Annotated in this window: 16 protein-coding genes; 5 read left to right on the top strand and 11 right to left on the bottom strand. The window is 68.3% G+C overall.

All coding sequences use genetic code 11. From position 1 onward, the window contains the following. Positions 1–75: 75 nt before the first annotated feature. On the bottom strand, positions 76–1,527 hold the full coding sequence (locus VEC57_15530; protein HYC00544.1) for an amidase: 1,452 nt from the start codon (positions 1,525–1,527) through the stop codon (positions 76–78). Positions 1,528–1,606: 79 nt separating this feature from the next. On the opposite strand from VEC57_15530, the gene VEC57_15525 reads away from it, so the two are divergent. Next, positions 1,607–2,479 (top strand): radical SAM protein, encoded by an 873-nt coding sequence (locus VEC57_15525; GenBank protein ID HYC00543.1) that lies wholly within the window; start codon positions 1,607–1,609, stop codon positions 2,477–2,479. 51 nt (positions 2,480–2,530) lie between these two features. On the opposite strand, the gene VEC57_15520 is transcribed toward VEC57_15525, so the two are convergent. After that, positions 2,531–3,388: a sulfotransferase gene (locus VEC57_15520; GenBank protein ID HYC00542.1), complete on the bottom strand. Its 858-nt coding sequence runs from the start codon at positions 3,386–3,388 to the stop codon at positions 2,531–2,533. A 97-nt stretch (positions 3,389–3,485) separates the two neighbouring features. On the opposite strand from VEC57_15520, the gene VEC57_15515 reads away from it, so the two are divergent. Then, positions 3,486–4,073: a sulfotransferase gene (locus VEC57_15515; GenBank protein ID HYC00541.1), complete on the top strand. Its 588-nt coding sequence runs from the start codon at positions 3,486–3,488 to the stop codon at positions 4,071–4,073. Between the two features lie 100 nt (positions 4,074–4,173). Here VEC57_15515 and VEC57_15510 read toward each other — a convergent pair whose 3' ends face one another. The 8 genes from VEC57_15510 to VEC57_15475 all read right to left on the bottom strand — a co-directional run bounded on the left by VEC57_15510 (position 4,174) and on the right by VEC57_15475 (position 17,029). Continuing rightward, the gene (locus VEC57_15510; GenBank protein HYC00540.1) at positions 4,174–4,983 is read right to left on the bottom strand and encodes an acyl-CoA thioesterase domain-containing protein; all 810 of its coding nucleotides are present in this window, start codon (positions 4,981–4,983) and stop codon (positions 4,174–4,176) included. 63 nt (positions 4,984–5,046) lie between these two features. Then, complete coding sequence (locus VEC57_15505) at positions 5,047–5,604, bottom strand: hypothetical protein (protein ID HYC00539.1); 558 nt, start codon at positions 5,602–5,604, stop codon at positions 5,047–5,049. Positions 5,605–5,678: 74 nt separating this feature from the next. Further along, entirely contained in the window at positions 5,679–6,707 is a 1,029-nt protein-coding gene (locus tag VEC57_15500) for a phosphotransferase family protein (GenBank protein ID HYC00538.1), read from the bottom strand. Positions 6,708–6,821: 114 nt separating this feature from the next. Beyond that, entirely contained in the window at positions 6,822–7,622 is an 801-nt protein-coding gene (locus VEC57_15495) for an enoyl-CoA hydratase/isomerase family protein (protein HYC00537.1), read from the bottom strand. A gap of 90 nt (positions 7,623–7,712) precedes the next feature. Then, positions 7,713–9,638 (bottom strand): 1,4-alpha-glucan branching protein GlgB, encoded by a 1,926-nt coding sequence (gene glgB / locus VEC57_15490; GenBank protein ID HYC00536.1) that lies wholly within the window; start codon positions 9,636–9,638, stop codon positions 7,713–7,715. Between the two features lie 34 nt (positions 9,639–9,672). Further along, on the bottom strand, positions 9,673–13,005 hold the full coding sequence (treS, locus tag VEC57_15485; protein ID HYC00535.1) for a maltose alpha-D-glucosyltransferase: 3,333 nt from the start codon (positions 13,003–13,005) through the stop codon (positions 9,673–9,675). 5 nt (positions 13,006–13,010) lie between these two features. Then, positions 13,011–15,053, bottom strand: a complete 2,043-nt coding sequence (locus tag VEC57_15480) for an alpha-1,4-glucan--maltose-1-phosphate maltosyltransferase (protein HYC00534.1) — start codon at positions 15,051–15,053, stop codon at positions 13,011–13,013. A 137-nt stretch (positions 15,054–15,190) separates the two neighbouring features. After that, positions 15,191–17,029 carry a 4-alpha-glucanotransferase gene (locus VEC57_15475; GenBank protein ID HYC00533.1) on the bottom strand — a complete coding sequence of 613 codons (1,839 nt, stop codon included), beginning with the start codon at positions 17,027–17,029 and terminating at the stop codon, positions 15,191–15,193. 158 nt (positions 17,030–17,187) lie between these two features. Between VEC57_15475 and VEC57_15470 the strand changes: the two genes are divergently transcribed. From VEC57_15470 to VEC57_15460, 3 genes are all read left to right on the top strand, one after another. Then, on the top strand, positions 17,188–18,606 hold the full coding sequence (locus tag VEC57_15470; protein HYC00532.1) for a sulfatase: 1,419 nt from the start codon (positions 17,188–17,190) through the stop codon (positions 18,604–18,606). Between the two features lie 173 nt (positions 18,607–18,779). Further along, complete coding sequence (locus VEC57_15465; protein HYC00531.1) at positions 18,780–19,394, top strand: glutathione S-transferase family protein; 615 nt, start codon at positions 18,780–18,782, stop codon at positions 19,392–19,394. A 161-nt stretch (positions 19,395–19,555) separates the two neighbouring features. Then, complete coding sequence (locus tag VEC57_15460) at positions 19,556–19,945, top strand: hypothetical protein (protein ID HYC00530.1); 390 nt, start codon at positions 19,556–19,558, stop codon at positions 19,943–19,945. 109 nt (positions 19,946–20,054) lie between these two features. Here VEC57_15460 and lon read toward each other — a convergent pair whose 3' ends face one another. Continuing rightward, positions 20,055–22,403, bottom strand: coding sequence for an endopeptidase La (gene lon, locus VEC57_15455; GenBank protein HYC00529.1), 2,349 nt, complete (start codon positions 22,401–22,403; stop codon positions 20,055–20,057). Positions 22,404–22,479 lie beyond the last annotated feature (76 nt).

Below are 22,479 nucleotides of genomic sequence, written 5' to 3'. Positions count from 1 at the left end.
CTCGCGCGGTCCCCACGACGACGTGCCCGGACGTGGCTTCATACTGTCCGGGTCATCGGTGCGTCAATGCCCGCCTCAGGCGCACACCGGCGGGCGGCGATCCTCCCACGGGAACGCTTCTTCGAGCTGGGCAGACAGCCGCAGCAGGACGTCCTCGCGGCCGTATCGCGCGACCAGCTGGATGCCGATCGGAAGGCCGCGGGCGTTCGTGCAAAGCGGAAGGGAAATCGCCGGTTGGCCGCTGATGTTGAAGGGGATGCCGTAGGGGCTGTAGTGCGTCCACCGCAGGATCACGTCCATCGGATCCCCGCCGGCGGGCCCGAGCAGGCCCAGCGGCCACGGCGGCTCGGCCAGAGTCGGCGTGAGCAGGATGTCGAAGCCGCTCTCCCACCACGCCGCCAGCTCGCGCGCATACGAATGCAGCTTCTCGACGGCCTCCACGTACATCGTGGCCGAGGCTCCGCGCCCGAGCTCGGCCGCCATCCACGTGGTCGGCTCGACGGTGGCGGCGACGATGTCCTTGCCGGTGCGCTCGCTCCATCTCTCGAGCTCGCGTGCGATGGAGACGGTGAAGACGACCGAGGCGCTGCCGTCATCGGTGCGCGACAGCACCGCAGGCCCGCCGTGCTCGATCCGATGGCCGAGGCTCTCGAGCATCCGCCCGGCCTCTTCGGCGGCGGCGCGGCAATCCGGATGCGGCAGCCCGCGCCCTCCGGGACGATCGGTGAAGATGCCGATGCGCAGGCTGCCCGGATCGGCGCCGACCTCCTGCGCGAAAGGCCGCAAGGGCGGCGCCGCCGAGTACGGATCGCCGGGAGCCGGCCCGGCCGTGACGTCGAGGACGCCGGCGGTGTCCCGCACCGTGCGCGTCAGCACGTGCTCGTGCGTGGTCTGCCACCAGAATTCGCCGAAGTCGGGGCCGAGCGTCGTGCGCGCGCGCGTCGGCTTCAGCCCCACCAGGCCGCAGGCGCTGGCCGGCGTGCGAATCGAGCCGCCCATGTCGTTGCCGTGCGCCACCGCCACCATGCGCGAGGCCACGGCGGCGGCGGCGCCGCCGCTGGAGCCGCTGGTGGACAGATCGATGTTCCACGGATTGCGCGAGGGACCGTAGGCCAGCGGCTCGGTCGTCGGCGAGAATGCGAGCTCGGGCGTGTTGGTCTTGCCGACGAAGACGAAGCCGGCGCGGCGGAAGCGCTCGGCAAGATACGTATCGGTGCTCTCGCGCCACTGGAGGTCGCGCAACAACCGCATTCCGCCATGACACGGGTCACCGGCGGTGTGACAGACGATGTCCTTGACCAGGAAGGGCACGCCGCGAAACGGCCCGTCGGGAAGCCGCGGGTCGACCGCTTCGGCGCGCGCCTTCTCGTACAGGCGGTGGATGACGGCATTGAGCTGCGGGTTCACGCGCTCGATGCGCTCGATCGCGGCCTCCACCAGCTCGGCGGCGCTGACGTCGCCGCTGCGGACGAGAGCGGCCTGTGCGGTGGCATCCAGATCGGCAAGCTCGGCGGGAGTCGGGCTCATGCGCCTCGTGTGCGCGGGGACGGCGGACGATGCAAGAGGAGCCCCTTGCGCCGGCGCGCGCCGCCGCTACACAGGAGGCATGCGCTACGAAGGCCGCATCTTCCGCCCGCCCAGCGAGGCCGACGCCTACATTCTGCAGGCGACCGTCGGCTGCTCGTGGAACCACTGCACCTACTGCGACATGTACCGCGACAAGACCTTCCGCGTGCGCGACCTCGACGAGACGCTGCGCGACGTCGCGGAAGCCGGACGCAGGTTCGGGACGCGCGTCGAAAAGCTGTTCGTCGCCGACGGCGATGCCCTGATCCTGAGCATGCAGCATTGGGAACGTATCCTGACCGCCGCGCGCGGCGCGTTCCCCGCGATGAGGCGTGCCAGCTGCTACGCCACCGCGATCAACATCCTGGAGAAGACGCCGCAGGAGCTGCGCCGCCTGCGCGAGCTCGGTCTGTCGCTGCTCTACATCGGCCCCGAAAGCGGCGACGACGTCACGCTCAAACGAATCGCCAAGGGCGCGAGCTTCGACGACCATGCCGAGGCGGCGCGGCGCGCGCACGAGGCGGGCATGGCGGTATCGGCGATCTTCCTGCTCGGCGCCGGCGGCATCGACCGCAGCGAGGTGCACGCGCACGAGTCGGCGCGCCTGGCCACCGCGATGGACCCCGACTTCCTGTCGGCGCTGACGCTGACCGTGGTCGAAGGGACGCCGATGGCGACGCTGGAGGAGCGCGGCAGCTTCACGCTTCCGCCGGTGGAGACGATGCTGCGCGAGCTGCGCACGATCGTCGACGAAGCACGTCCGACGGACGCCGTCTTTCGCACCAATCACGCGTCGAACTACCTGCCGCTGGCCGGCAACCTGCCGCGCGACCGCGAGCGCATCGTTGCCGTCCTCGACGACGCCCTGGCCGGGCGCGTCCGCCTGCGCCCCGAATCGGCGCGCGGGCTCTGAGGCCTCGGCCTCCCGCCTCGCGGCCGCAGGCACGGCCGCGGGCGCGCGCGCCTACCGCGCGAAGTTGCGCTTCCAGCTCGCGATCGGCTCCGCCAGCAGCTGCTCGAGGTAGCGCCGGTATCGCTCGGGCACTTCGGACTGGCCGGTCGGATTGACGGCGCTGCGCACGAGCTGCGGATCGATGTAGCGGGGATCGGAGGAAACACCGAGGAAGGCGGTGACGCGGGCGAGCAGCTCTTCGGGCCGCCCCTCGACGTCATCGAAGGAGCCGACGAAGACGTTGGCCGCGCCGAAGTGCGCCTGCCAGCGCGCCAGGTTCTCCTCGTACTGCGCGCAACGGAGCTGGTAGGGGTCTGCAAAGAATTGCTGGAATTCGGCGTCGGCGACGTCAGCCATCCTGCGGCCGCGATTGCGTACCAGGTCCTTCTTGGCATGCGACCAGGCGCGGTCGACCGGGTCGCGCACCATCATGATGATCTTGACGTCGGCCGAGATGGCGGCGATCTCCGCGATGAGATCGTCGTCCATGGCGGCATAGCTGGCCGTGGCCTCGCCGCGCGCGAGCGGCCGGTACAGCCGGCCGTGGCGCCGATACGTGCGCCATTGCCTGTATAGCCGGTGCCAGAGCGGCTCGTCGAAGAAGGAGAGGTACCAGTCCAGCTCGTCCGATTCGAAGCGCGCGCTGTCCCTGCTCTTGAGCCGGCTGAAGAAGTACAGCTCCTTCGGCTCGCTCAGGAAGATTTCGGGATGCTCGCGCAGATTGGCGTGCAGCCACGTCGTGCCCGTGCGCTGCGGACCGATGATGAGGAAGTCGGGAAACAGCGACAGGTCGAGCCGATCGCTGGAGATGCGCACGTACCGCAGCCGCTTGCGCAGGGCGGCTGCGTCATCGGGATGGCGCTGATGCATGCGCCGCTGAATACATGGAACCGCGCACGGGCTCCATTTGTGCCGCCGGCCTCGAATGGCGCTGGAACGGCCGGCGACGGCGAGGTATCAGGCCCGCATGTCGCGCGATTTCGTCACGGTGGTCTCCGGCCTGCCGCGTTCGGGCACGTCGATGATGATGCGGATGCTCGCCGCCGGCGGCATCGAGCCGGTCTCCGATGGCCTGCGCAGCGCCGACGAAGACAACCCGCGCGGCTATTTCGAGCTCGAGCGCGTCAAGAAGCTGCCGGACGACTCCGAATGGCTGGCGCAGGCGGTGGGCCGGTCGGTCAAGGTGATCTCGGCACTGCTGGAGAAGCTGCCGGCGTCGTATCGCTATCGCGTGCTCTTCGTCGAGCGCGAGATGAGCGAGGTGCTCGCGTCGCAGCGCCGCATGCTCGAGCGTCGCGGCGAGCCGCAGCGCGTGCCGGACGAGGCGATGGCGGCGATGTTCCGCAAGCACCTGGATGCATTGCGCCAGCGGCTGAAATCGCGCGCCGACATGCAGGTGATGTTCATGCGCTACGATGAAGTCGTTGCCGACCCGCGCGCGGCAGCGGGGCGCATCGGCGAGTTCCTCGGCGGAGGGCTCGACGAGGAGGCGATGGCGCAGGCGGTGGACGCATCGCTCTACCGGCAGCGCGCCGCTTCTTCGGCCCAACGCTGAGCAGCCGGCGCATCCCGCGGCATGCATGCGCGACGCGGCGTGTCCGCGGCGGCAGCGCGGCCTTCTCTCCGGCCGCCGGCAGTCGCGCGCGCCGCGCGCGTCAGCGCGGCAGCCTGACCAGAGCCTCCTGCGCCACCGTGGCCACGTGCACGCCTTCTTCGGAGAAGACGTGTCCGATGGCCAGGCCGCGGCCGCTGACGAGGCCGTGACAGGACAGGTCGTGCAGATGCCAGCGATCCGCGCGCAGCGGCCGGTGGAACCAGACGGTGTGGTCGAGGCTGGCGTTGAATGGCCATTGGCCCGAATCGATGAGCTTCTTCGCATCGGGCCACGACCGCACCACGGCCTCGGTCGGCAGATCGTCGGAGAGATAGGCGAGGGCGCATCGCTGAAGCAGCTGATCCTCGCCGAGATCGCCGGCCACTTTCATCCATGCCGCGACGCGGCCGGCCCCGGCCGATGCGACCAGCGAGGTTTCGGGAATCGGACGCCGGTCGAACAGGTCGGTCCAGGACGTGGCAGGAAGGACGCCCGAGGCAGGAAGTCCCTGCGGGAAAGCCACGGTCTGGATGTCGGCGCTCTCCTCGGCTCGCTGGAAGGACGCTTCGAGATTCAGGATGGCGCCGACCGATTGGCGTGCGACCACGCGCCGCGTGGCGAAGCTGCGCCCGTTGCGGATGCGGTCGAGCTCGTAGCGAACCGGCTCGCTGTTGTCGCCGCGGCGGATGAAGTAGGCGCGCAGCGAATGCGGCAGCAGCCCGTCCTCGACGCTATGGGCCGCAGCACGCAGCGCCTGCGCGACGATGTGGCCGCCGTAGAGGCCGCCCCATGGATAGCTCGAGCCTTCGCCGACGTAGACGTCGCACCCGTGCGGCGCCAGATCGAGCAGCGAGGCCAGGTCGTTCGTCATCGATGCACGTCACCGGCGCGCGAGTCTGCAAGCGACGCGTCCATGCCGGCGCGCGATCTCACGTCAGCGTCGTTTGGCGCCGACCGGTGCGGGAGGGACGACGGAGATGTCGGGGCCGGGCGCCGTCGCGGCGCGCGGCAGGCCGGCCTCGTCGCGACTGGTGCGGTAGATCGGGCTCTGCACCGTCCCGATCTCGCCGTCCCGATCGAAGCGGATGGTCCAGCGGTACCAGACGACCTTGTTGCCGATCTTGCCGAGGCCGCCGCGGCCGATCGTGAACTCGACTTCCTCTTCCTTGGGATCGAAGCGGCCTTTCTCCGTGCTGGTGGCGGCGAGCATGGCCTTGCCCTCGGGGCTCATCGTGTAGGGGGCGGGATCGCCGGCGTCGGCCGTGGCGATGCTGATGGAGACGTCGGTGAAACGGTAGGTGCCGGCATCGAGCTTGGCCGCGATGCGCAAGCCGTTGCTCGTCATGTGCGAGTACCCGAGCAGCACGATCGGATCGTGCGGTCCGCTGATCTTGGCGCTGCCGATGAGGCTGGTCGGCTGCGGAGTCGTTCCCGCCGCGCAGCCCGACAGCAGCACGATCATGGACAGGGCCAGTATTGCGTTGCGTTGCATTGCCACTCCCTCGCTCGTCCGGCGGTGCGCGGTCCGTTGGACGCAGGCCGCGCGCATGAGGCGTCGGCGCACGTTCAGGCCATCCCGCGAATCATCATCAGGGCTTCGTCGGCCATCTGGTCGACCTGCTGGCGAAACGCGCTCATGTCCGCGCCGGCCTCTCCCATCACGCCTTTGAGGTAACGCGCGAGCACTCCTTCGACGATCGCCGCCAGGCGCCACCACTGGAACGCGCGGTAGTACTCGATTCCTTCGACGGACCGGCCGGTGCGAGCGCTGTAGTCGGCGAGAAACTCGGCTCGCGTCGGAAACCCGCCGGCAGCCGTCGGCATCGAGACGGCCTGGCTGGGGCCGGCTTCGTTCTCTTCCGCCCAGTTGTTCATGATGTAGCCGAGGTCGGCCATGGTGTCGCCGAGCGTGCACAGCTCCCAGTCCAGCACCGCGGCCACGCGCCCTTCCGCCGTGCAGAGCATGTTGCCGAGCCGATAGTCGCCGTGAACGATGCCGGTGTACTTCTGCTCGGGCCTGGCCTTGACGAGGAGCTCGTAGGTCTCCTCCATCGCCGGAAGCTCGCGCGTCTTCGACTTCTCCCACTGTCCGCGCCAGCGGCTGAGCTGCCGATCGAGATAGGCTTCCTTGCGGCCGAGGTCGCCGAGACCGACCGAGCCGGGATCGAGCATGTGCAGCGCCGCCAGCGACTCGATCACGTGCGCGCCGAGCCTGGTCCGGGCAGCCCTGTCGGGCACGCCGTGATGGACCGCATACGGCGTGTCCAGGACGTGCCCCTCGACGAACTTCATCACGTAGAACGGCGCGCCGTTGACGCTCTCGTCCTGACACAGCGCCACCGCCGGCGGCACCGGCACGCCGGTGTTGGCCAGCGCCGAGATGATGCGATGCTCGCGCCCCATGTCATGGGCCGTCGCCAGCACCGCGCCGAGCGGCGGGCGCCGCAGCACCCAGCTCGCGCCGGCAGAATCGGTGACCTTGTAGGTCAGATTGGAGTGCCCGCCGACGATCTGCTCGAACGTCAGCGGCGGGACCATGCCCTCGCAGCGCCCGGCCAGATACGCCGTGACCTTGTCTTCGTCGATTCCGCGCATGAACGAATACGGATTTCGTACTTAACCGGGCCGGCCCGGCGCGTAAAACGGCCGCGTGCGGATCGAGCTGCTGCGCGGACGGGCGATCGAGCACCTGAGCGCGCCGCGGCCGGATCAGCGGAAGCGCGCAGGGCGCCTGGCCAGGAACGCCTCCACGGCTTCCTTGTGTTCGGCACTCTTCCAGCACTCGCGCAGCAGCAGTGTTTCGCGTTCCTGCACCGCGCGCAGGTCGCCGTCGGCGGCGTTCTGCGTCAGCAGCTGCTTGATCATGCGAAGCTGTGGGTCCGGGTTGGCCGCGATCTCGGCAGCCACTTCGACGGCCCGTTCCAGCAGCCTCTCGTGCGCCGTCAGCTCGTCGACCAGACCGATGGCAGCGGCCTCTTCACCGTCGCAAAGCCTGCCCGACAGACAAAGATGGCTCGCCTTTCCCCATCCCACGCGCTGCACCAGCAGATGCGTGCTGCCGAGCTCGGGCACCAGACCCATCTTGATGAAGAACATACCGAACTTCGCTTTCTCCGACGCCACGAGGACGTCGAAGGGCAGGATCATGGTCATGCCCACGCCGACGGCCGCGCCGCCTACCGCCGCGATGAGAGGTTTCGACTTGCGGCACAGGTCCACCCAGTCCAGGCCTGCCGGCATGCCGCCGTCGCCGCCGGCGGTGTTCTCGCCGGGATCGCGCCCGTCGATGCGCGTCTTGAACGTGGCGTCCATGTCGGCACCGGCGCAGAAGCCCCGGCCGGCACCGGTCATGACGATGGCGCCGATGGACGGATCCTCATTAGCAGCGCCGAAGGCCTCGGCGAGCTCGCTCGCCATGTGCGGCCTCCATGCGTTGAGCTTGTCGGGACGGTTGAGCGTGACGACGCAGACGGCATCGCGGCGCTCGGCGAGGATCTGGGTGTATCGCATGCGCGGATGATCCGCGCGGGGTCGGGAGTGTCAACGCGGGACGGCATCGGCCGCCGAGCGGCCCGATCGGTAGGTCGACGGGGACGTGCGTCAGTGCTCCCGTTTCAGAAACACCGCCCCGAGCGGCGGCACCGTCACGATCAGCGAATGCGGCCGCCCGTGGCATGACACCGGCGACGTCTCGACGAGGCCGAGGTTGCCTTGCCCGCTGCCGCCGTACTCCTTGGCGTCGCTGTTGACGATCTCGCGCCAGCGTCCTTCGTGCCGGACGCCGAGGCGGTAGTTGTACCGCGGCACCGGTGTCGTGTTGAAGGCGGCGACGATCAGGCACGCGTCATCGCTGGAGCGGCGCGCGAACGACAGCACGCCGAGCTCGGCATCGTCCGCCTCGATCCATTCGAAGCCGCTGGCGTCGACGTCGAGCTCGTGGAGCGCCGGCTCACCGGCGTACGTCCGGTTCAGATGCGACAGGAAGGCCCCGATGCCGCGGTGCAGAGGCTGGTCGCAAAGGCTCCAGTCCAGGGCGCCGTCGTGGTTCCATTCGCTGCGCTGCGCCAGCTCGGCGCCCATAAACAGCAGCTTCTTCCCCGGCTGCGCGTACATCAGAGCGTATAGCAGGCGCAGGTTGGCGAACTGCTGCCATTCGTCGCCGGGCATCTTGCCGAGCAGCGAGCCCTTTCCGTACACGACCTCGTCATGAGACAGCGGCAGCACGAAGTTCTCGTGGAACGCGTACAGCGACCGGAACGTGAGCTGGTTGTGGTGCCACCGGCGGTGCACGGGCTCCTTCTGCATGTAGGACAGGGTGTCGTGCATCCATCCCATGTCCCATTTCATGCCGAAGCCGAGACCGCCGAGATAGACGGGCCGTGACACCATCGGCCACGACGTCGACTCTTCGGCGTAGGTCTGCACGTCGGGGAAGGCGGCGTAGACGGCCTCGTTCATGGCGCGCAGCAGGTCGATGGCTTCGAGGTTCTCGCGGCCGCCGTGCTTGTTGGGAATCCACTCGCCTTCCTTTCGCGAGTAGTCGAGGTAGAGCATCGAGGCCACGCCGTCCACGCGCAGACCGTCGATGTGGAAGAGGTCGAGCCAGAACAGCGCGCTCGAGAGCAGGAAGGAGCGCACCTCGTGGCGCCCGTAGTTGAAGATGCAGCTCTTCCAGTCCGGGTGGAAGCCCTGGCGCGGGTCGGCGTGCTCGTAGAGGTGGCTGCCGTCGAACATCGCCAGCCCGTGGGCGTCGTTCGGAAAATGCGCCGGCACCCAGTCCAGGATGACGCCGATGCCGTTGCGGTGGAGATGGTCGACCAGGAACATGAAATCCTGGGGCGTGCCGTAACGGCTGGTCGGAGCGAAGTAGCCGGTGACCTGGTAGCCCCACGAGCCCGTGAACGGATGCTCCATCACCGGCAGCAGCTCCACGTGCGTGAAGCCGTGGCTGCGCACGTGCTCGGCCAGCGGCACCGCCATTTCGCGGTATGTCATCGGGCGTTCGCCGTGGTCGCCGCCGCGGCGCCAGGAGCCGAGATGCATTTCGTAGATGGAGATCGGCGCTCGCAGCGAGTTGCGTCCGCCGCGCGTGCTCATCCATTCATCGTCGCCCCAGCGGTAGTGCAGATCCCAGACGACCGAAGCCGTGCGCGGCGGCGCTTCGCAGTGGATGGCGAATGGATCGGACTTCTCCAGGACCGCGTCGGCAAGATTCGAGGTGATGGCGTACTTGTAGAGCGCGCCGCGTTCGATGCCGGGGAAGAAGCCTTCCCAGATGCCGGAGCTGCCGGTGAGTGCCAGCTCGTGCTTGCCGCGCGTCCAGTGATTGAAGCTGCCGATGAGTGAAACCTTCCTGGCATTGGGCGCCCACACGCGGAAGATCGTGCCGACCTCCCCGCCGCAGCTCGCAGGATGCGCGCCCATCTTCTCGTACAGCTTCGTGTGCTGTCCCGCGTTGAAGAGGTGGAGGTCGACTTCGCCGAGCTGTCCGGCGAAGGCGTGGGGGTCGCGTGGCTGCTGCGGCATCGGCTTCTCCTTGCGGCGTACGCAGGCCGCGGCCTCAGCTGCGCGCCCCGATTTCCAGCAGCCCGACCAGCGGCACGGCCACCCAGTCCGGACGGTTGTTGAGCTCGTAGGCGAGCTCGTACGCGCACTTCTCGATCAGATGCAGCTGGATGAGCGCGGCGCGCCCCTCGGCCGTCGGCGGCAGGAATGGCGCATCACCCGCGGTCTCCATGTACGCGCCGAGAAACGCCGCGCTGACCCACCCGCACCACGCGTCGATCCACGGACGCAGCAGCGGGCGGTCCTCGGCCCGGACGTGGGGATCGATGTAGGCCTTGGTCGCCGCGTAGTGGAATGATCGCAGCATCCCGCTGACGTCGATGAGCGCCGAGCGCTTCAGGCGCCGCACCGTCAGCGACACCGCCGGCTCGCCTTCGAAGTCGATGAAGATGAAATCGCGGCCGTCGTGCAGCACCTGCCCGAGATGCAGGTCGCCGTGGATGCGGATGCGCATCGTGTCGACCTTGATGCGCGCCGTCTGCGCCAGCGCCTTGGCAATGCCGTCGCTGTTGGCGAGCACCTGCTCGGCCAGCGGCCGCGCGCTCTCGATCAGCGTCGGCATGCTCTTCTTCAGGAGCTGCAGCGAGCGCGCCAGACGGTCCTGCGCCGCCTGCAGAATCGATCGCTGGTAGTGGCCGGCAAAGGGCTCGGGTGCGAATTCGGGATCATCCGGGTCCGAAGCCAGCGCCGCGTGCAGCTCGGCGGTGCGCTGTCCGAGGCGGCGTGCCATCTCGTTGTAGCTGCCGATCATGTCGCCGACCGCTTCGGGCGGCGCCTCGTCACGCGCCAGCGGCCATTCGAGCGGCGGCATCACCGAGGCCTGGGCGTGACGCAGCGACAATGCATGCTCGAGCGAGCGGCTGAGCGCTTCCAGCGTCATGTCCCAGGCGTTGCCCTGATTGCCGACGTACTTTTGAACCAGTCCGACGGTGGCGCCCGACAGCCCGGGGCCTTCGTACTCGATGGTCCCCAGCACCGGCGGCGTGTTGGCGAATCCCCGGCGCGTCAGGAAGCGGCCGACCTCGGCGTCGGGATTCATGCCGCCCTGCAGCTGGCGATAGATCTTCAGCACCACCTCCTGTCCGTAGAACAGCGTGGTGTTGGACTGCTCCAGCGAGCCGGACGATGCGTGCAGGCCCTCGGTGCCCCGGGCCAGCCGGGTGCGCAGGTCGCGCTCGAGCTCCAGCGTCAGCTCGCCTTCTCCCGAGATGCTGCGCTTGCGGGTCAGCATCTGCAGTAGCGAGGTCGCCAGCTCGTCGCTGCCCGTGGCGTCGTAGAGCAGGAAGTCGCGCCAGCCGTTGCGGGCGGGCAGGCAGACATGGGCGATGCACGCCTCGGGCGTGTGCTCCATCATTGCATCGATGTGCCCGTCCTCGGCCAGGCCCAGCGGCATGACGTAGTGCTCGGGAAGGTCGCTCTCGTACTCGATGAGCACGACCGCCAGTGCCAGCTTGCGAGCGTTCGTGGACGGCAGCGGGAGGCGGTCGATGATGCGCAGCGATTTCATGCGGCGCGTCTTGCTGCGGTACCAGCGCCGCTTCTGGATGTGGCTGCGCAGCGTCTGGTCGAGCGCCTTGGAGAGCCGGCCCTGCAGCAGCGCGTCCTCGCTTTTGGCCTCCACGCGCGGCAGGTCGGTCATGCTCGGCGCCGCCGCCGTTTCGTGCGGCGACTCGAGCTCGAACCAGAGAAACCCGTAGCCGCCGAGCGTGAGCAGGTAGGGCAGGTCGCCGATGGGCGGGAACTCGGTGCCGCCCATGGTCTCGATCGGCACCTGACCCTTGTAGCGCGACAGGTCGAGCTCGACGTACTGGGCGTGGCGCGAAAGGTTGGCCACCACCAGCATCTGATCGTCACCGAGGCTGCGGATGAAGCAAAGGACCTTGTGATTGTCGGGGTCGAGGAACTCGATGGTACCGCGCCCGAAGACCGCATGCTGCTTGCGCATCGCGATCAGCCGCTTGGTCCACCACAGCAGCGACTCAGGATTGGCCTGCTGCGCATCCACGTTGACGGCTTCGTAGTGGTACTCAGCGTCGCTGATGACGGGCAGGTAGAGCCGCTGCGAGCTGGCGCGGGAGAAGCCGGCGTTGCGGTCGGCGCTCCACTGCATGGGCGTTCGCACGCCGTTGCGGTCGCCGAGGTAGACGTTGTCGCCCTGGCCGAGCTCGTCGCCGTAGTACATGACCGGCGTGCCGGGCAGCGACATCAGCAGGCTCGACATCAGCTCGATCTTGCTGCGCAGGCGCAGCAGCGGCGCCAGTCGGCGGCGGATGCCGAGGTTGACGCGCATGGTCGGGTCCTCGGCGTAGGTCCGGTACATGTAGTCGCGGTCCTCGTCGGTGACCATCTCCAGCGTCAGCTCGTCGTGGTTGCGCAGGAACAGCGCCCACTGACAGTTCTCCGGGATCTGCGGCGTCTGCTTGAGGATGTCGACGATGGGGTAGCGGCTCTCCAGCTGCACCGACATGAACAGGCGCGGCATGACCGGGAAGTGGAAGTTCATGTGGCATTCGTCGCCGTCGCCGAAGTAGGCGGCGGCGTCGTCTGGCCACATGTTGGCCTCCGCCAGCAGCATGCGGTCCTGGTAGCGTGCGTCCACGTGCGCGCGCAGCCGCTTCAGGAACTGATGCGTCTCGGGCAGGTTCTCGCAGTTGGTTCCCTCGCGTTCGAACAGGTAGGGGATCGCGTCCAGGCGCAGGCCGTCCACGCCGAGCTCCATCCAAAAGTCGAGCACGCGCAGCACCGCCTTCTGCACGTCGGGGCTGTCGAAGTTGAGGTCGGGCTGGTGCGAATAGAAGCGGTGCCAGTAGTAGGCGCGCGCCACCGGGTCCCATGACCAGTTGGAGTGCTCGAAATCCTCGAAGATGATGCGAACGCCGCGATACTTGTCGGGCGTGTCGCTCCAGACGTAGTAGTCGCGGGCGCGGCTGCCGGCCGGCGAGCGGCGCGCGCGCTGGAACCAGGGATGGTCGCTGCTGGTGTGGTTGATGGCCAGCTCGGTGATCACGCGCAGGCCGCGGTCGTGCGCGGCGTTCAGGAACTTCTTGAAATCGCCCAGCGTGCCGTACGACGGGTGCACGTTGGTGTAATCGGCGATGTCGTAGCCGTCGTCGCGCAGCGGCGAGGGGTAGAACGGCAGCAGCCACAGCGCCGTGACGCCCAGATCCTGCAGGTAGTCGAGCTTGCTCATCAGCCCGGGAAAGTCGCCGATGCCGTCGCCGTTGGAGTCGCTGAAGGCGCGGACGTGCAGCTCGTAGATGATCGCATCCTTGTACCAGAGCGGGTCGGGACCGGGCAGGACGGCTTGCAGTGCTCGTTTCGGGCGCATGACTGCTAAACGAAATAGTCGAAGTCGTATTCGGTGCGCACCCGTCGGCGCACACGAAAGATCTGGGCCGGGCTGACGTGCGGGTCGAGCTCGACGTAGTTGCGCGAGCCGTGCCACAGGTACCGCCCGCCGCCGAGCAGGTCGTGCGCCTGGAACGGCCGGTCCGGCTCGATCCCCAGCGCATCCAGGTCCAGCTCGACGAATCCGCTCTGCTTGTGATGGACGTCCAGGTTGACGACGACGACGATGACGTTGTCGGCGGCGCGCTTGCTGTAGCACAGCAGCGTCTCGTTCGCGCATTGATGGAAACGAAGGCTGCGGTTGTCGTGGAGCGCGGCGTTCTCGCGACGGATCGCGTTCACGCGCGTGATGATCGGCCGAAGGCTGTCGGCTCGCGACACCTCCCAGCGCCGGATCTCGTACTTCTCGTTGTCCATGTACTCGCCGGAGCCCGGCCGCGCCTGTGATTCCATCAGCTCGAACGCCGGACCGTAGATGCCGTAGCTCGCGCCGAGGGTGGCGGCCAGGACCAGGCGCTGAACGAACGCGGGCCGCCCGCCGAACTGCAGCGATTCCGGAAGGATGTCGGGCGTGTTCGGCCACAGGTTGGGCCGGAAGAATTCGACCGCTTCCGTCCGTGTCAGCTCGGTGAAGTACTGAGTGAGCTCGTCGCGCGTGTTGCGCCACGTGAAGTAGGTGTAGGACTGGCTGAAGCCCAGCCTGGCCAGCGCGTACATGAGCTTGGGGCGCGTGAAGGCTTCGGCCAGGAAGATCACGTCCGGGTGCTGCCGCTTGATCTCGGCGATGCAGTGCCGCCAGAACATCAGCGACTTGGTGTGCGGATTGTCGACGCGGAAGATGCGCACGCCTTGCCCCACCCAGAACTCGAAGATGCTGGTCAGCTCACGCCACAGCGCGGGGGCGTCTTCGCACTGGAAGTCGAACGGGTAGATGTCCTGATACTTCTTGGGCGGGTTCTCGGCGTACTGGATGCTCCCGTCGGGCCGGTGCACGAACCACTGCGGATGCTCCTTGACGTAGGGATGATCGGGCGAGACCTGCAAGGCGATGTCGAGCGCGACGCGAAGGCCGAGCTGCTCGGCGCGCGCAAGAAAGCTGCGGAAGTCCTCGAGCGTGCCCAGCTCGGGATGGACCGACTTGTGCCCGCCCGTGCTGGCACCGATCGCCCAGGGGCTTCCGGGCTCGCCCGGCGCGGCGCGCAGGCTGTTGTCCTTTCCCTTGCGAAAGCTCTCACCGATGGGATGAATCGGCGGCAGATAGACGATGTCGAAGCCCATCGAGGCCGCGTACTGCAGGCGCGCCTCGCAGTCGGCGAACGTGGCGTGTGTGCCGTCGTCGCGGCAGGAGCGGGGAAAGAACTCGTACCAGGCACCGAAGCGCGCGTAGAGCGACTCAACGTCGATCTCGTAGGTGTCGGAGCGCGTGGCGCGGGCAAGATCGGGAGTGGCGGAGGCGACGGCTGCCAGCTCCACATCGAGAGCGACGGCGACGGCGGCGTCCGCGTCCGTGCCGGCCGCGTCCAGCGCGGCGGCTGCGCGTTGCAGCTTCGCGGCCGCTTCATCGCTCGCCCGCGCCGATGCCGCCAGCATCAACGGCGCACCGGCGCGCAGGTGCGACACGACCTCGGCGGCTTCGGAGGCGGCGATCTTGCGCTCGAGAACCTTTCGCCAGCTCGCCAGCGCATCGATCCATCCTTCGACGAGAAACTCCCAGCGTCCCAGCTCATCCAGCTCGAACGTCGCGAAGAACCGATCGTTGACGAGCGGTCGCAGGCCCGCTTCGAGCCAGTCGTGCGAGCTGCAATGGCGGTAGAGAACGCGCCCGCCCAGCACGTCGTGGGAGTCGGCAACCAGATCGGCCTCGATACGCGCCTCGTCGCCGAGCACCCGTTTTGCAGGATAGCGGCCACAGTCGACGCGTGGACGGATATCCTCGACCAGGACGCGCTTTCGCGCTTCCTCGATGGTGGGTGATGACGCGGGAGCCTTGGCGCCCACGGCATTGCGCATTCGCGTGTCCGAGCTCATCGGGCCTCGATTGACGCAACTGGCGGCGCAGGAAGCGTCAGCTTCCGAGTAATAGCACGGGATGCTGGTTTCAAGTCATCGGCCGGCGATGATGACCATGTTGAGGCATGGAGAAAGACGCGAAGGATGCGATGCAGCTACTCCTTACGATCGAGCGCGGCTGACAGATCGCCGGCGACGCCTCGGGCACGCAGAGCCGTCGCCACGGCAGCTCGCACGTCGAGCGCCCGCCGCTCGCGTACGCGTGCGGCGTAGACGCTGCGATAGTGCGAGGGCAGCCGCAGCGTCCAGTTGTCGGGATGCACGATCCCGGCACGATTGAACGGCTCGAGCTCGCCGAACAGATCCGTCCAATACACGAGCACGTTCTCGGCGTCGGCCAGAAACAGATCGGCCAGGCTTGCCTGCGCCATCTCGCTCGGGCTCTCGACCAGCCGTCGCGCCAGCGCTTCCCGGGCCTCCGGCGCCGGCTCGAGGCGTGATGCGAGATAGGCGGCGCGCGCCGCCGCGCTGCCGTTCCTGTGCCACGCCTGCACGACCGCGAAGATCGGCGTCGTATCGTGGTTGCCGAGCATGACCCAGTCGGCGCGGGCGGTCCGGTCGGTGCGATAGACGTCGGCCGGGTCGGTCAGGTCGGCCTTCTGCGTGACCACGAAGCGTCCGAGGCCGTGGCGGGCGAGCACCTCGCGCAGCGGCCGCGGGCAGGTGCTCAGCACTTCCGCCGCAACGTTGTCGCTCGTGCGGCCATGCGCTGCGGCAACTGCGAGAAGAGCATCGATCATGCGCGAGTAGCGGGCGATCTGACCGGCGTCCAGGCGGACGACGCGGTCATCGGCATGAGGCGCCACGCCATGATCGAGGTCGCCGGTGCGCGCAATGGCCCAGCGCTGCAGCATGGCATCACAGGCGTCGGGCGACTCGAACGCGCGAAACCCGTGCTGCACGGCAAGCTGCGGGTCGGGTGCATCGCTGCGGTAGATCCACGGACAGACCAGGCCGTGCGGGTGGTCGATGCGGATGCCGTCGTGCGAGCGCAGCGCGAGCTCGACGACCGCGACGAAGGCGTGCCGGGCCGGACTGTGCGGATCATCGAGCTGATCCGGGTCGAGCAGCGGATAGCCCCACGGCTGCCCTTGCGGATTGGTGCGGCTCGGCGGCGCGCCCATGTGCCAGCCGCTTGCGAACAGCTCGGGGCGAAGGAATCGATCACGGCAGGACCAGCCGACCTGAAGGTCGCCGAAGAGCGTCATCCCGTGCGCGCGCGCCATCGACACGAACGCCTGCGACTGCGCGTCGAGCAGCGCCTGGACGAGAACGGCGCGCTCGACCTCGGCCGCGAGCGTGAGCGAGATCTGGCGGCGACGCTCGGACGCTTGTGCGGTGCGCTCGAAGAGCGCGGCCACGGCGGGATCCCAGCGGCCCGGGTCGTCGGTGCCGGTGCGCGATGCCAGCGCTTCGAACAGCGCATCTTCGGCAAGCCAGGGGCTGATGCGCTCGAATGCAGCGGCAGCCTGCATCACGGGGTGATCGGGCTCGTGCTCGCGCAGCCGCTTCCAGCGCGGCAGCGCCACGGCAATGGCGCGGCCGATGATGGCGTGTGCGCGCGCAGGGTCGGCCCGGTCCGGCGCAGCCCCGTCGGCCACGAGCCGATCAACCTCGTCGCGGGCGAGAAGGCTGCCGGCGTCGGGCCGCGCGAGCGCCGCCAGATCCAGACGCAGTGCATTGCGCGCGAATGCGGTGCCGTCGTAGGGCGAGGGGTTGGACTGGCTTATCTGGCCGCCCGGGCCGAGCTGAAGCGCGTTGAAGCCGAGGTCGATCGCGAAGCGCAGGAACGCATCGCCGGCGGCGTGGGCGCTGCCGTAGCCGGTGTCGGCGGACGATGGAGGGAATGCGCTTTCGTGAATCCCGAGCGTCAGCCGACGCACACCGAGGGCGGCCAGCGCCCGGCGCATTTCCCTGCAAGCGACGTCGGCCATGGTCCAAGCAGTGTCGCCTACGAACGGCCACGCTGCCACAAGCGCTCGTTGCGTTGACCCTGGACTTCTGGTTGCAACCCTCGCATGCACGGGAGCGCGCGGCGGCTCCAGCCTCCTGCGGCTGCGCCGGCACCACCTGCGTAGGACGTCACGCCCGCATGCTCTTTCTGCAAATCCGGCTGTCGAAGACTGCTCGCGCGCCCTCGGTCGCGCGTGGCGTGGCCGCGGCTGCCATGGTCGTCGCGGCCGGCTCCTGCACGGGCACCTCGCAGGATTCGCCGTCCTACCGATGCCCCTCCTGCAACGTCGTGGTCATCTCCGTCGACACGCTGCGCGCCGATCACGTCGGTGCGTACGGCTACGGGCGCCCGACGACTCCGAACATCGACGCCCTGGCCGCCCGCGGCGTCCTCTTCGAAAATGCCATCTCGCAGTCGTCGTGGACGCGGCCGGCGCACATGTCGATCCTGACCGGCATGCATCCTCGCGAGCACGGCTATGTGGCACTGGCCGACCGCCGCCGTCTGGACGACGGCGTGGCCACCATCGCCTCGGTGCTTCGCGAGAACGGATACACGACCGCGGCCTTCACCGGCGGCGTCAACATGTCGGCGGACTACGGCTTCGACCAGGGCTTCGACCTGTACCGCACCAACGGCAAGTACTTTCGCGACAACTTCGAGGACGCCCGCTACTGGCTCGACCAAAATGACGGCGAGCGTTTCTTCCTGCTCTTCCATGGATACGATCCGCACACGCCGTACCTGAACGACCCAGTCGACCGCGTCGCGCTCGGTCTTCCGCGCGGGCCGCCCGAGCAGGGCCATCGCAAGACGTGCCGCGCCGACGGTCCGAGGTCGCGCATCGATCCATTCATCGACGAGTACGATGCGGCGGTGCATCGCGCCGACCGCTACGTCGGCAAGCTCATCGCCGAGCTCGAGCAGCGGGGCCTGGCGCAGAAGACGCTCATCGTCGTGCTCTCCGATCATGGCGAGGAGTTCCTCGAGCACGGCCGCTGCTTCCATCTGGCAACGCTGTACCGGGAAGTGCTGCACGTGCCGCTGATCCTCGTGGCTCCGGGGCTGGCGCCGCGACGCGTGGCGCCGCTGGTGGCGGCCTCCGTCACCATCGCGCCGACCATCATGGAAATGCTCGGGATCGAGCACCGCTTCCCCGGACCGTCGCTGCTGGCGGCGGCGCTGGGCGGACCGGTGCCGCAGGGGCCGGTCGTCAGCGAGACCGAGAGGAGCCTGAAGCAGGACGGTGACGGTCTGGTCCGATCGCTGACGACCGAGACCGACAAGCTCATCTACTGGGTCACGCACAACCGGCACGCGCTGTTCGATCCGCGCACCGATCCCTTCGAGCAGCGTGCGGTGCCTGCCTCGTCGCGCGAGCAGATGCTGGCCGACCAGCTCGAGCGCTGGTCCGTCGCGCATCCCCGGCGGCTGTCGCCGCGTCGATCCAGCGGCGAAGGCGAGAAGGCGGGCGAGGCGGACACGACGCAAAAGGACCAGGAGGACGAGCTGCGGCGCCGCGAGCAGGATCTGCGCTCGTTCGGCTACGTCGAGTGAGAGGCCGTTGCGGCCACGGGCCGTCGTTCGCGAGCGATGGCAGGCTGAGGCGCCCCGGTCTAGCTTCGCCCGGGCTATCGCATCGTGCCCTGCTATCCGCGGTCCATCGTCAGTTGCGACGCCCGCCGCACCACCTGTACGACCGCGCCACTGGCGCCTGGAGGAGGCATTCCATGAAGCTGTACACATCCATCGGCCCCAACCCCCGCACCGTCCGCATGTTCCTGCTCGAGAAGGGCGTGGAGATTCCCACCGTCGAGGTCGATCTGATGGGAGGCGAGAACCGGCGCGCGCCCTACACCGACAAGAACCCCGCGGGCCAGACGCCGTGCCTCGAGCTCGACGACGGCAGGGTCATCGGCGAGACGGTGGCCATCTGCGAGTACGTCGAAGAGAAGCACCCGGCGCCGCCGCTGATCGGAACGACGCCCGAGGATCGCGCGGAAACGCGCATGTGGCAGCGCCGCATCGAGATCGGCATCACCGAGCACATCTTCAACGGGTTCCGGTTCGGCGAGGGCATCGAGCTGTTCCGCTCGCGCATGCGCGTGCTGCCGGAGGCCGCCGACGGCCTCAAGGCGATCGCGCGCGACAAGCTGGTGTGGCTCGACGGCCTGATGGCGGGCAAGCCGTATGTCGCCGGCGACCGCTTCACGCTGGCGGACATCATCCTGTTTTCGGCGCTCGACTTCGGCGGAACGGTCGGCCAGCCGCTCGACCGCAACCTGAAGAACCTGGCTGCCTGGTTCGATCGGATTGCCGCCAGGCCGAGCGCGCAAGCCGGCTGACCGTAACCGGAGACAGCCACGGGCGGCGGCTCAACCGCGGCTGCGGCGTCCTGGAGGAGCAAAGGCCGCGGACGGCCCGACAGAGTTGCCGACTGCGTTGACTTGCGGCCATTGCCCGACCACTGTGGCCGTATCCGGTCCGGTAACGAGAGGTGCGAGCGATGAGGAAGAACGCGTTGTCGTTGGCTGTCGCCTCGGTGGTCCTTGCGGCCACCTGCGCCAGCGCAGGCTCCCCGGGCGGAACCATCTATCGGATCGAAGAGCACGAGCCCTCCGGCAAGCGCATCCTGTATGTGCCGAAGGAGGAGGCGACGAGCCGGCGCGTGGTGTACGTCTCTCCACCCGACGAGGATCCGTCGGCGGCGGCAATGGCCGCCGACGTCCTCATCTCCAGGCCGCTCTCGCTCGTGAACTACATGCTCGGAACGGTCTTCTTCGTCGCGGGGCTTCCGTTCGCGGCCGCCGCGGGCGACGTCCAGACGCCGGCCCGGCGCCTGGTCGTGGAGCCCGGCGCCTATACGTTCGACCGGCGCCTCGGAGAGTTCGAGTAGCCGCGCTCCAGGTTCGGAGCGCTTCGGCCGATCCTTCGCGCGTCCACGGACCGTGCGTCCGCGAACCTGCTGGACCGCCGGCGCTGCGGCGCCTTGCTGCGCTCCCGGTCTAAGCGGCCTGCGTGATCCGCTGCATCCGGTCGCCGAGGTGCGGAATGGCCGCCAGCAGCACGTCGTCGATGTGCTCGGCGAAGATCACCTCCAGCTCCGCGCGAACTTCCTCGGGAACCTCGCGCAGGTCCTTGGCGTTGCCCTTCGGCACGATGATCCGGGTCAGGCCCGCGCGCCGCGCCGCCAGGCATTTCTCCTTCAGGCCGCCAATCGGCAGTACCAGGCCGGTCAGCGTGATCTCACCGGTCATCGCCGTATCGCTGCGCACCGGCAGCCCGGTGAAGAGCGAGCACAGCGCGGTCACGATCGTCACGCCGGCCGAAGGCCCGTCCTTCGGAATCGCGCCCGCCGGCACGTGCAGGTGAACGTTGCCGCCGGCGTGGTCGATGCGGAACTGGCGGGCATGCCCGAGCACATAGCTCAGCGCCGCTCGCGCCGACTCCTGCATGACGTCGCCGAGCTGTCCCGTCAGCAGCAGCTCGCGCCCCTTGGGCAGACGCAGTCCTTCGATGTAGAGGACGTCGCCGCCCGTCTCGGTCCAGGCAAGCCCGGTCGCCACGCCCGGAGGCAGCACGCGGCGCGCCTCCTCGATGCGGAAACGCTCGGCGCCGAGCAGATCCGACAGATCATCGGGCGTAAATGCGACTTTGTCCGCTTCGCCCTTGGCGAACTTCAGCGCGGCCTTGCTGGCCAGGCGTCCGATCACGCGCTCGAGCTCTCGCACGCCGGATTCGCGCGTGTAGCGACGCACGAGCGCGCGCAGCGTGTCGTCGGCGATGACGAAATTCTCCTCCGTCAGCCCGGCTTCGGCGCGCCGGCGCGGCAGCAGGTAGCGGCGCGCGATCTGCACCTTCTCCTCTTCGGTGTAGCCCGAGAGGCGGATGACCTCCATGCGGTCGAGCAGCGGACGCGGAATCGTGTCCAGGCTGTTGGCCGTGGTGATGAACAGCACGCTGGAGAGATCGAACGGAAGATCGAGGTAGTTGTCGCGGAACGCGAAGTTCTGCGCCGGGTCCAGGATCTCCAGCAGCGCCGCCGCCGGATCGCCGCGGAAGTCGCGCCCGAGCTTGTCGATCTCGTCGAGCATGATCATCGGGTTGGACACGCCGGCACGTCGGATCGCCTGCAGGATCCGGCCCGGCATCGCGCCGATGTAGGTGCGGCGATGTCCGCGAAGCTCGGCCTCGTCGTGCAGGCCGCCGAGACTGAAGCGCTCGAACTTGCGTCCGAGCGCCCGCGCGATCGACTGGCCGAGCGAGGTCTTGCCGACGCCCGGAGGGCCGACGAAGCAAAGGATCGGCGCCTTGGCATTCGGGTTGAGCTTGAGCACCGCGAGCTGCTCGAGGATGCGCTCTTTGATCTCCTCCAGCCCGTAATGGTCCTCGTCCAGCACCTCGCGTGCGTTGGCGAGGTCGAGGTTGTCGGCCGTGGTGTTCTTCCAGGGCAGCTCCAGGATGAGCTCGATGTGCGAGCGCAGGACCTGGTGGTCCGGAGCAGCCGAGGGCAGCCGCTCCAGGCGCGTCAGCTCCTTCTCCGCCTCCTTCTTGACCTCTTCGGGCAGCTCGAGCTCTTCCAGGCGCGTGCGCAGCTCGGCAACCTCGGCCTGCTCCGGGTTCTTCTCGCCGAGCTGGTCCTGGATGGCGCGCAGCTGCTGGCGCAGCAGGTAGTCGTGCTGCTCGCGCGTCATCTCGGTCTGCGCCGCGCTGGCGATCTCCTTGCGGACCTCGAGAACCTGCACCTCGTGCGTCAGGTATTCGTGGAGAAGGCGCAGCGCATCGGCGCGCGTTGCTGCTTCGAGCAGCGGCTGGGCCTTGTTGACCCGCAGCGTCAGCGTCGCGCCGATCATGTAGACGAGCTGCATCGGCTCCTCGACCGCCGCGAAGATCTGCGTCAGGTCCAGCGCCGGCGCGGCCTGCGCCAGAGCCTGGAATTTCCGCGTCAGGTCCTTGATCTCGCGCTCGAGCGCTTCGACCTCGGCGCCCTCACCGGCAGGCCGCGGCAGCGCGCGCACCTCGCCGGCAAGGTAGGGAACGGTGTGAGCGTAGGATTCCAGCCGAACCCGCTCGACGCCCTGCAGGATGATCTGCAGGCCGTTCTCGGTGCGGGCTACGTGGCGAATGACGGCCTTGGTGCCTACGGAATAGAGATCGGCCGGCGACGGATCGTCGACGTCGGCGCTGCGCTGGGCCACGACGACGATGTGCTTGTCTTCGGTGGCAAGCGCGGCCTCGACTGCGGCGACCGAGCCCGTCCGCCCCACGGAGAACGGCATCGTCAGCATCGGGAACAACACCGAGTTGCGCAGAGGAATGACGGGCAGACGAAGGGTTGAATCTGGGGTGGCCATTTGTGGCTAGGGTAAGACCGATGGTCCGACCGTCAAGATCCCGCATTCGCGCGCGTGGCGCATGCGCTGCGCGGAC

The organism is Candidatus Limnocylindrales bacterium, from assembly GCA_035626395.1.
Classification (GTDB): domain Bacteria; phylum Desulfobacterota; class Binatia; order UBA1149; family CAITLU01; genus DASPNH01.
Note: the sequence above shows the minus strand (reverse complement) of the source record. Positions and strands in the feature narration are given on the sequence as shown.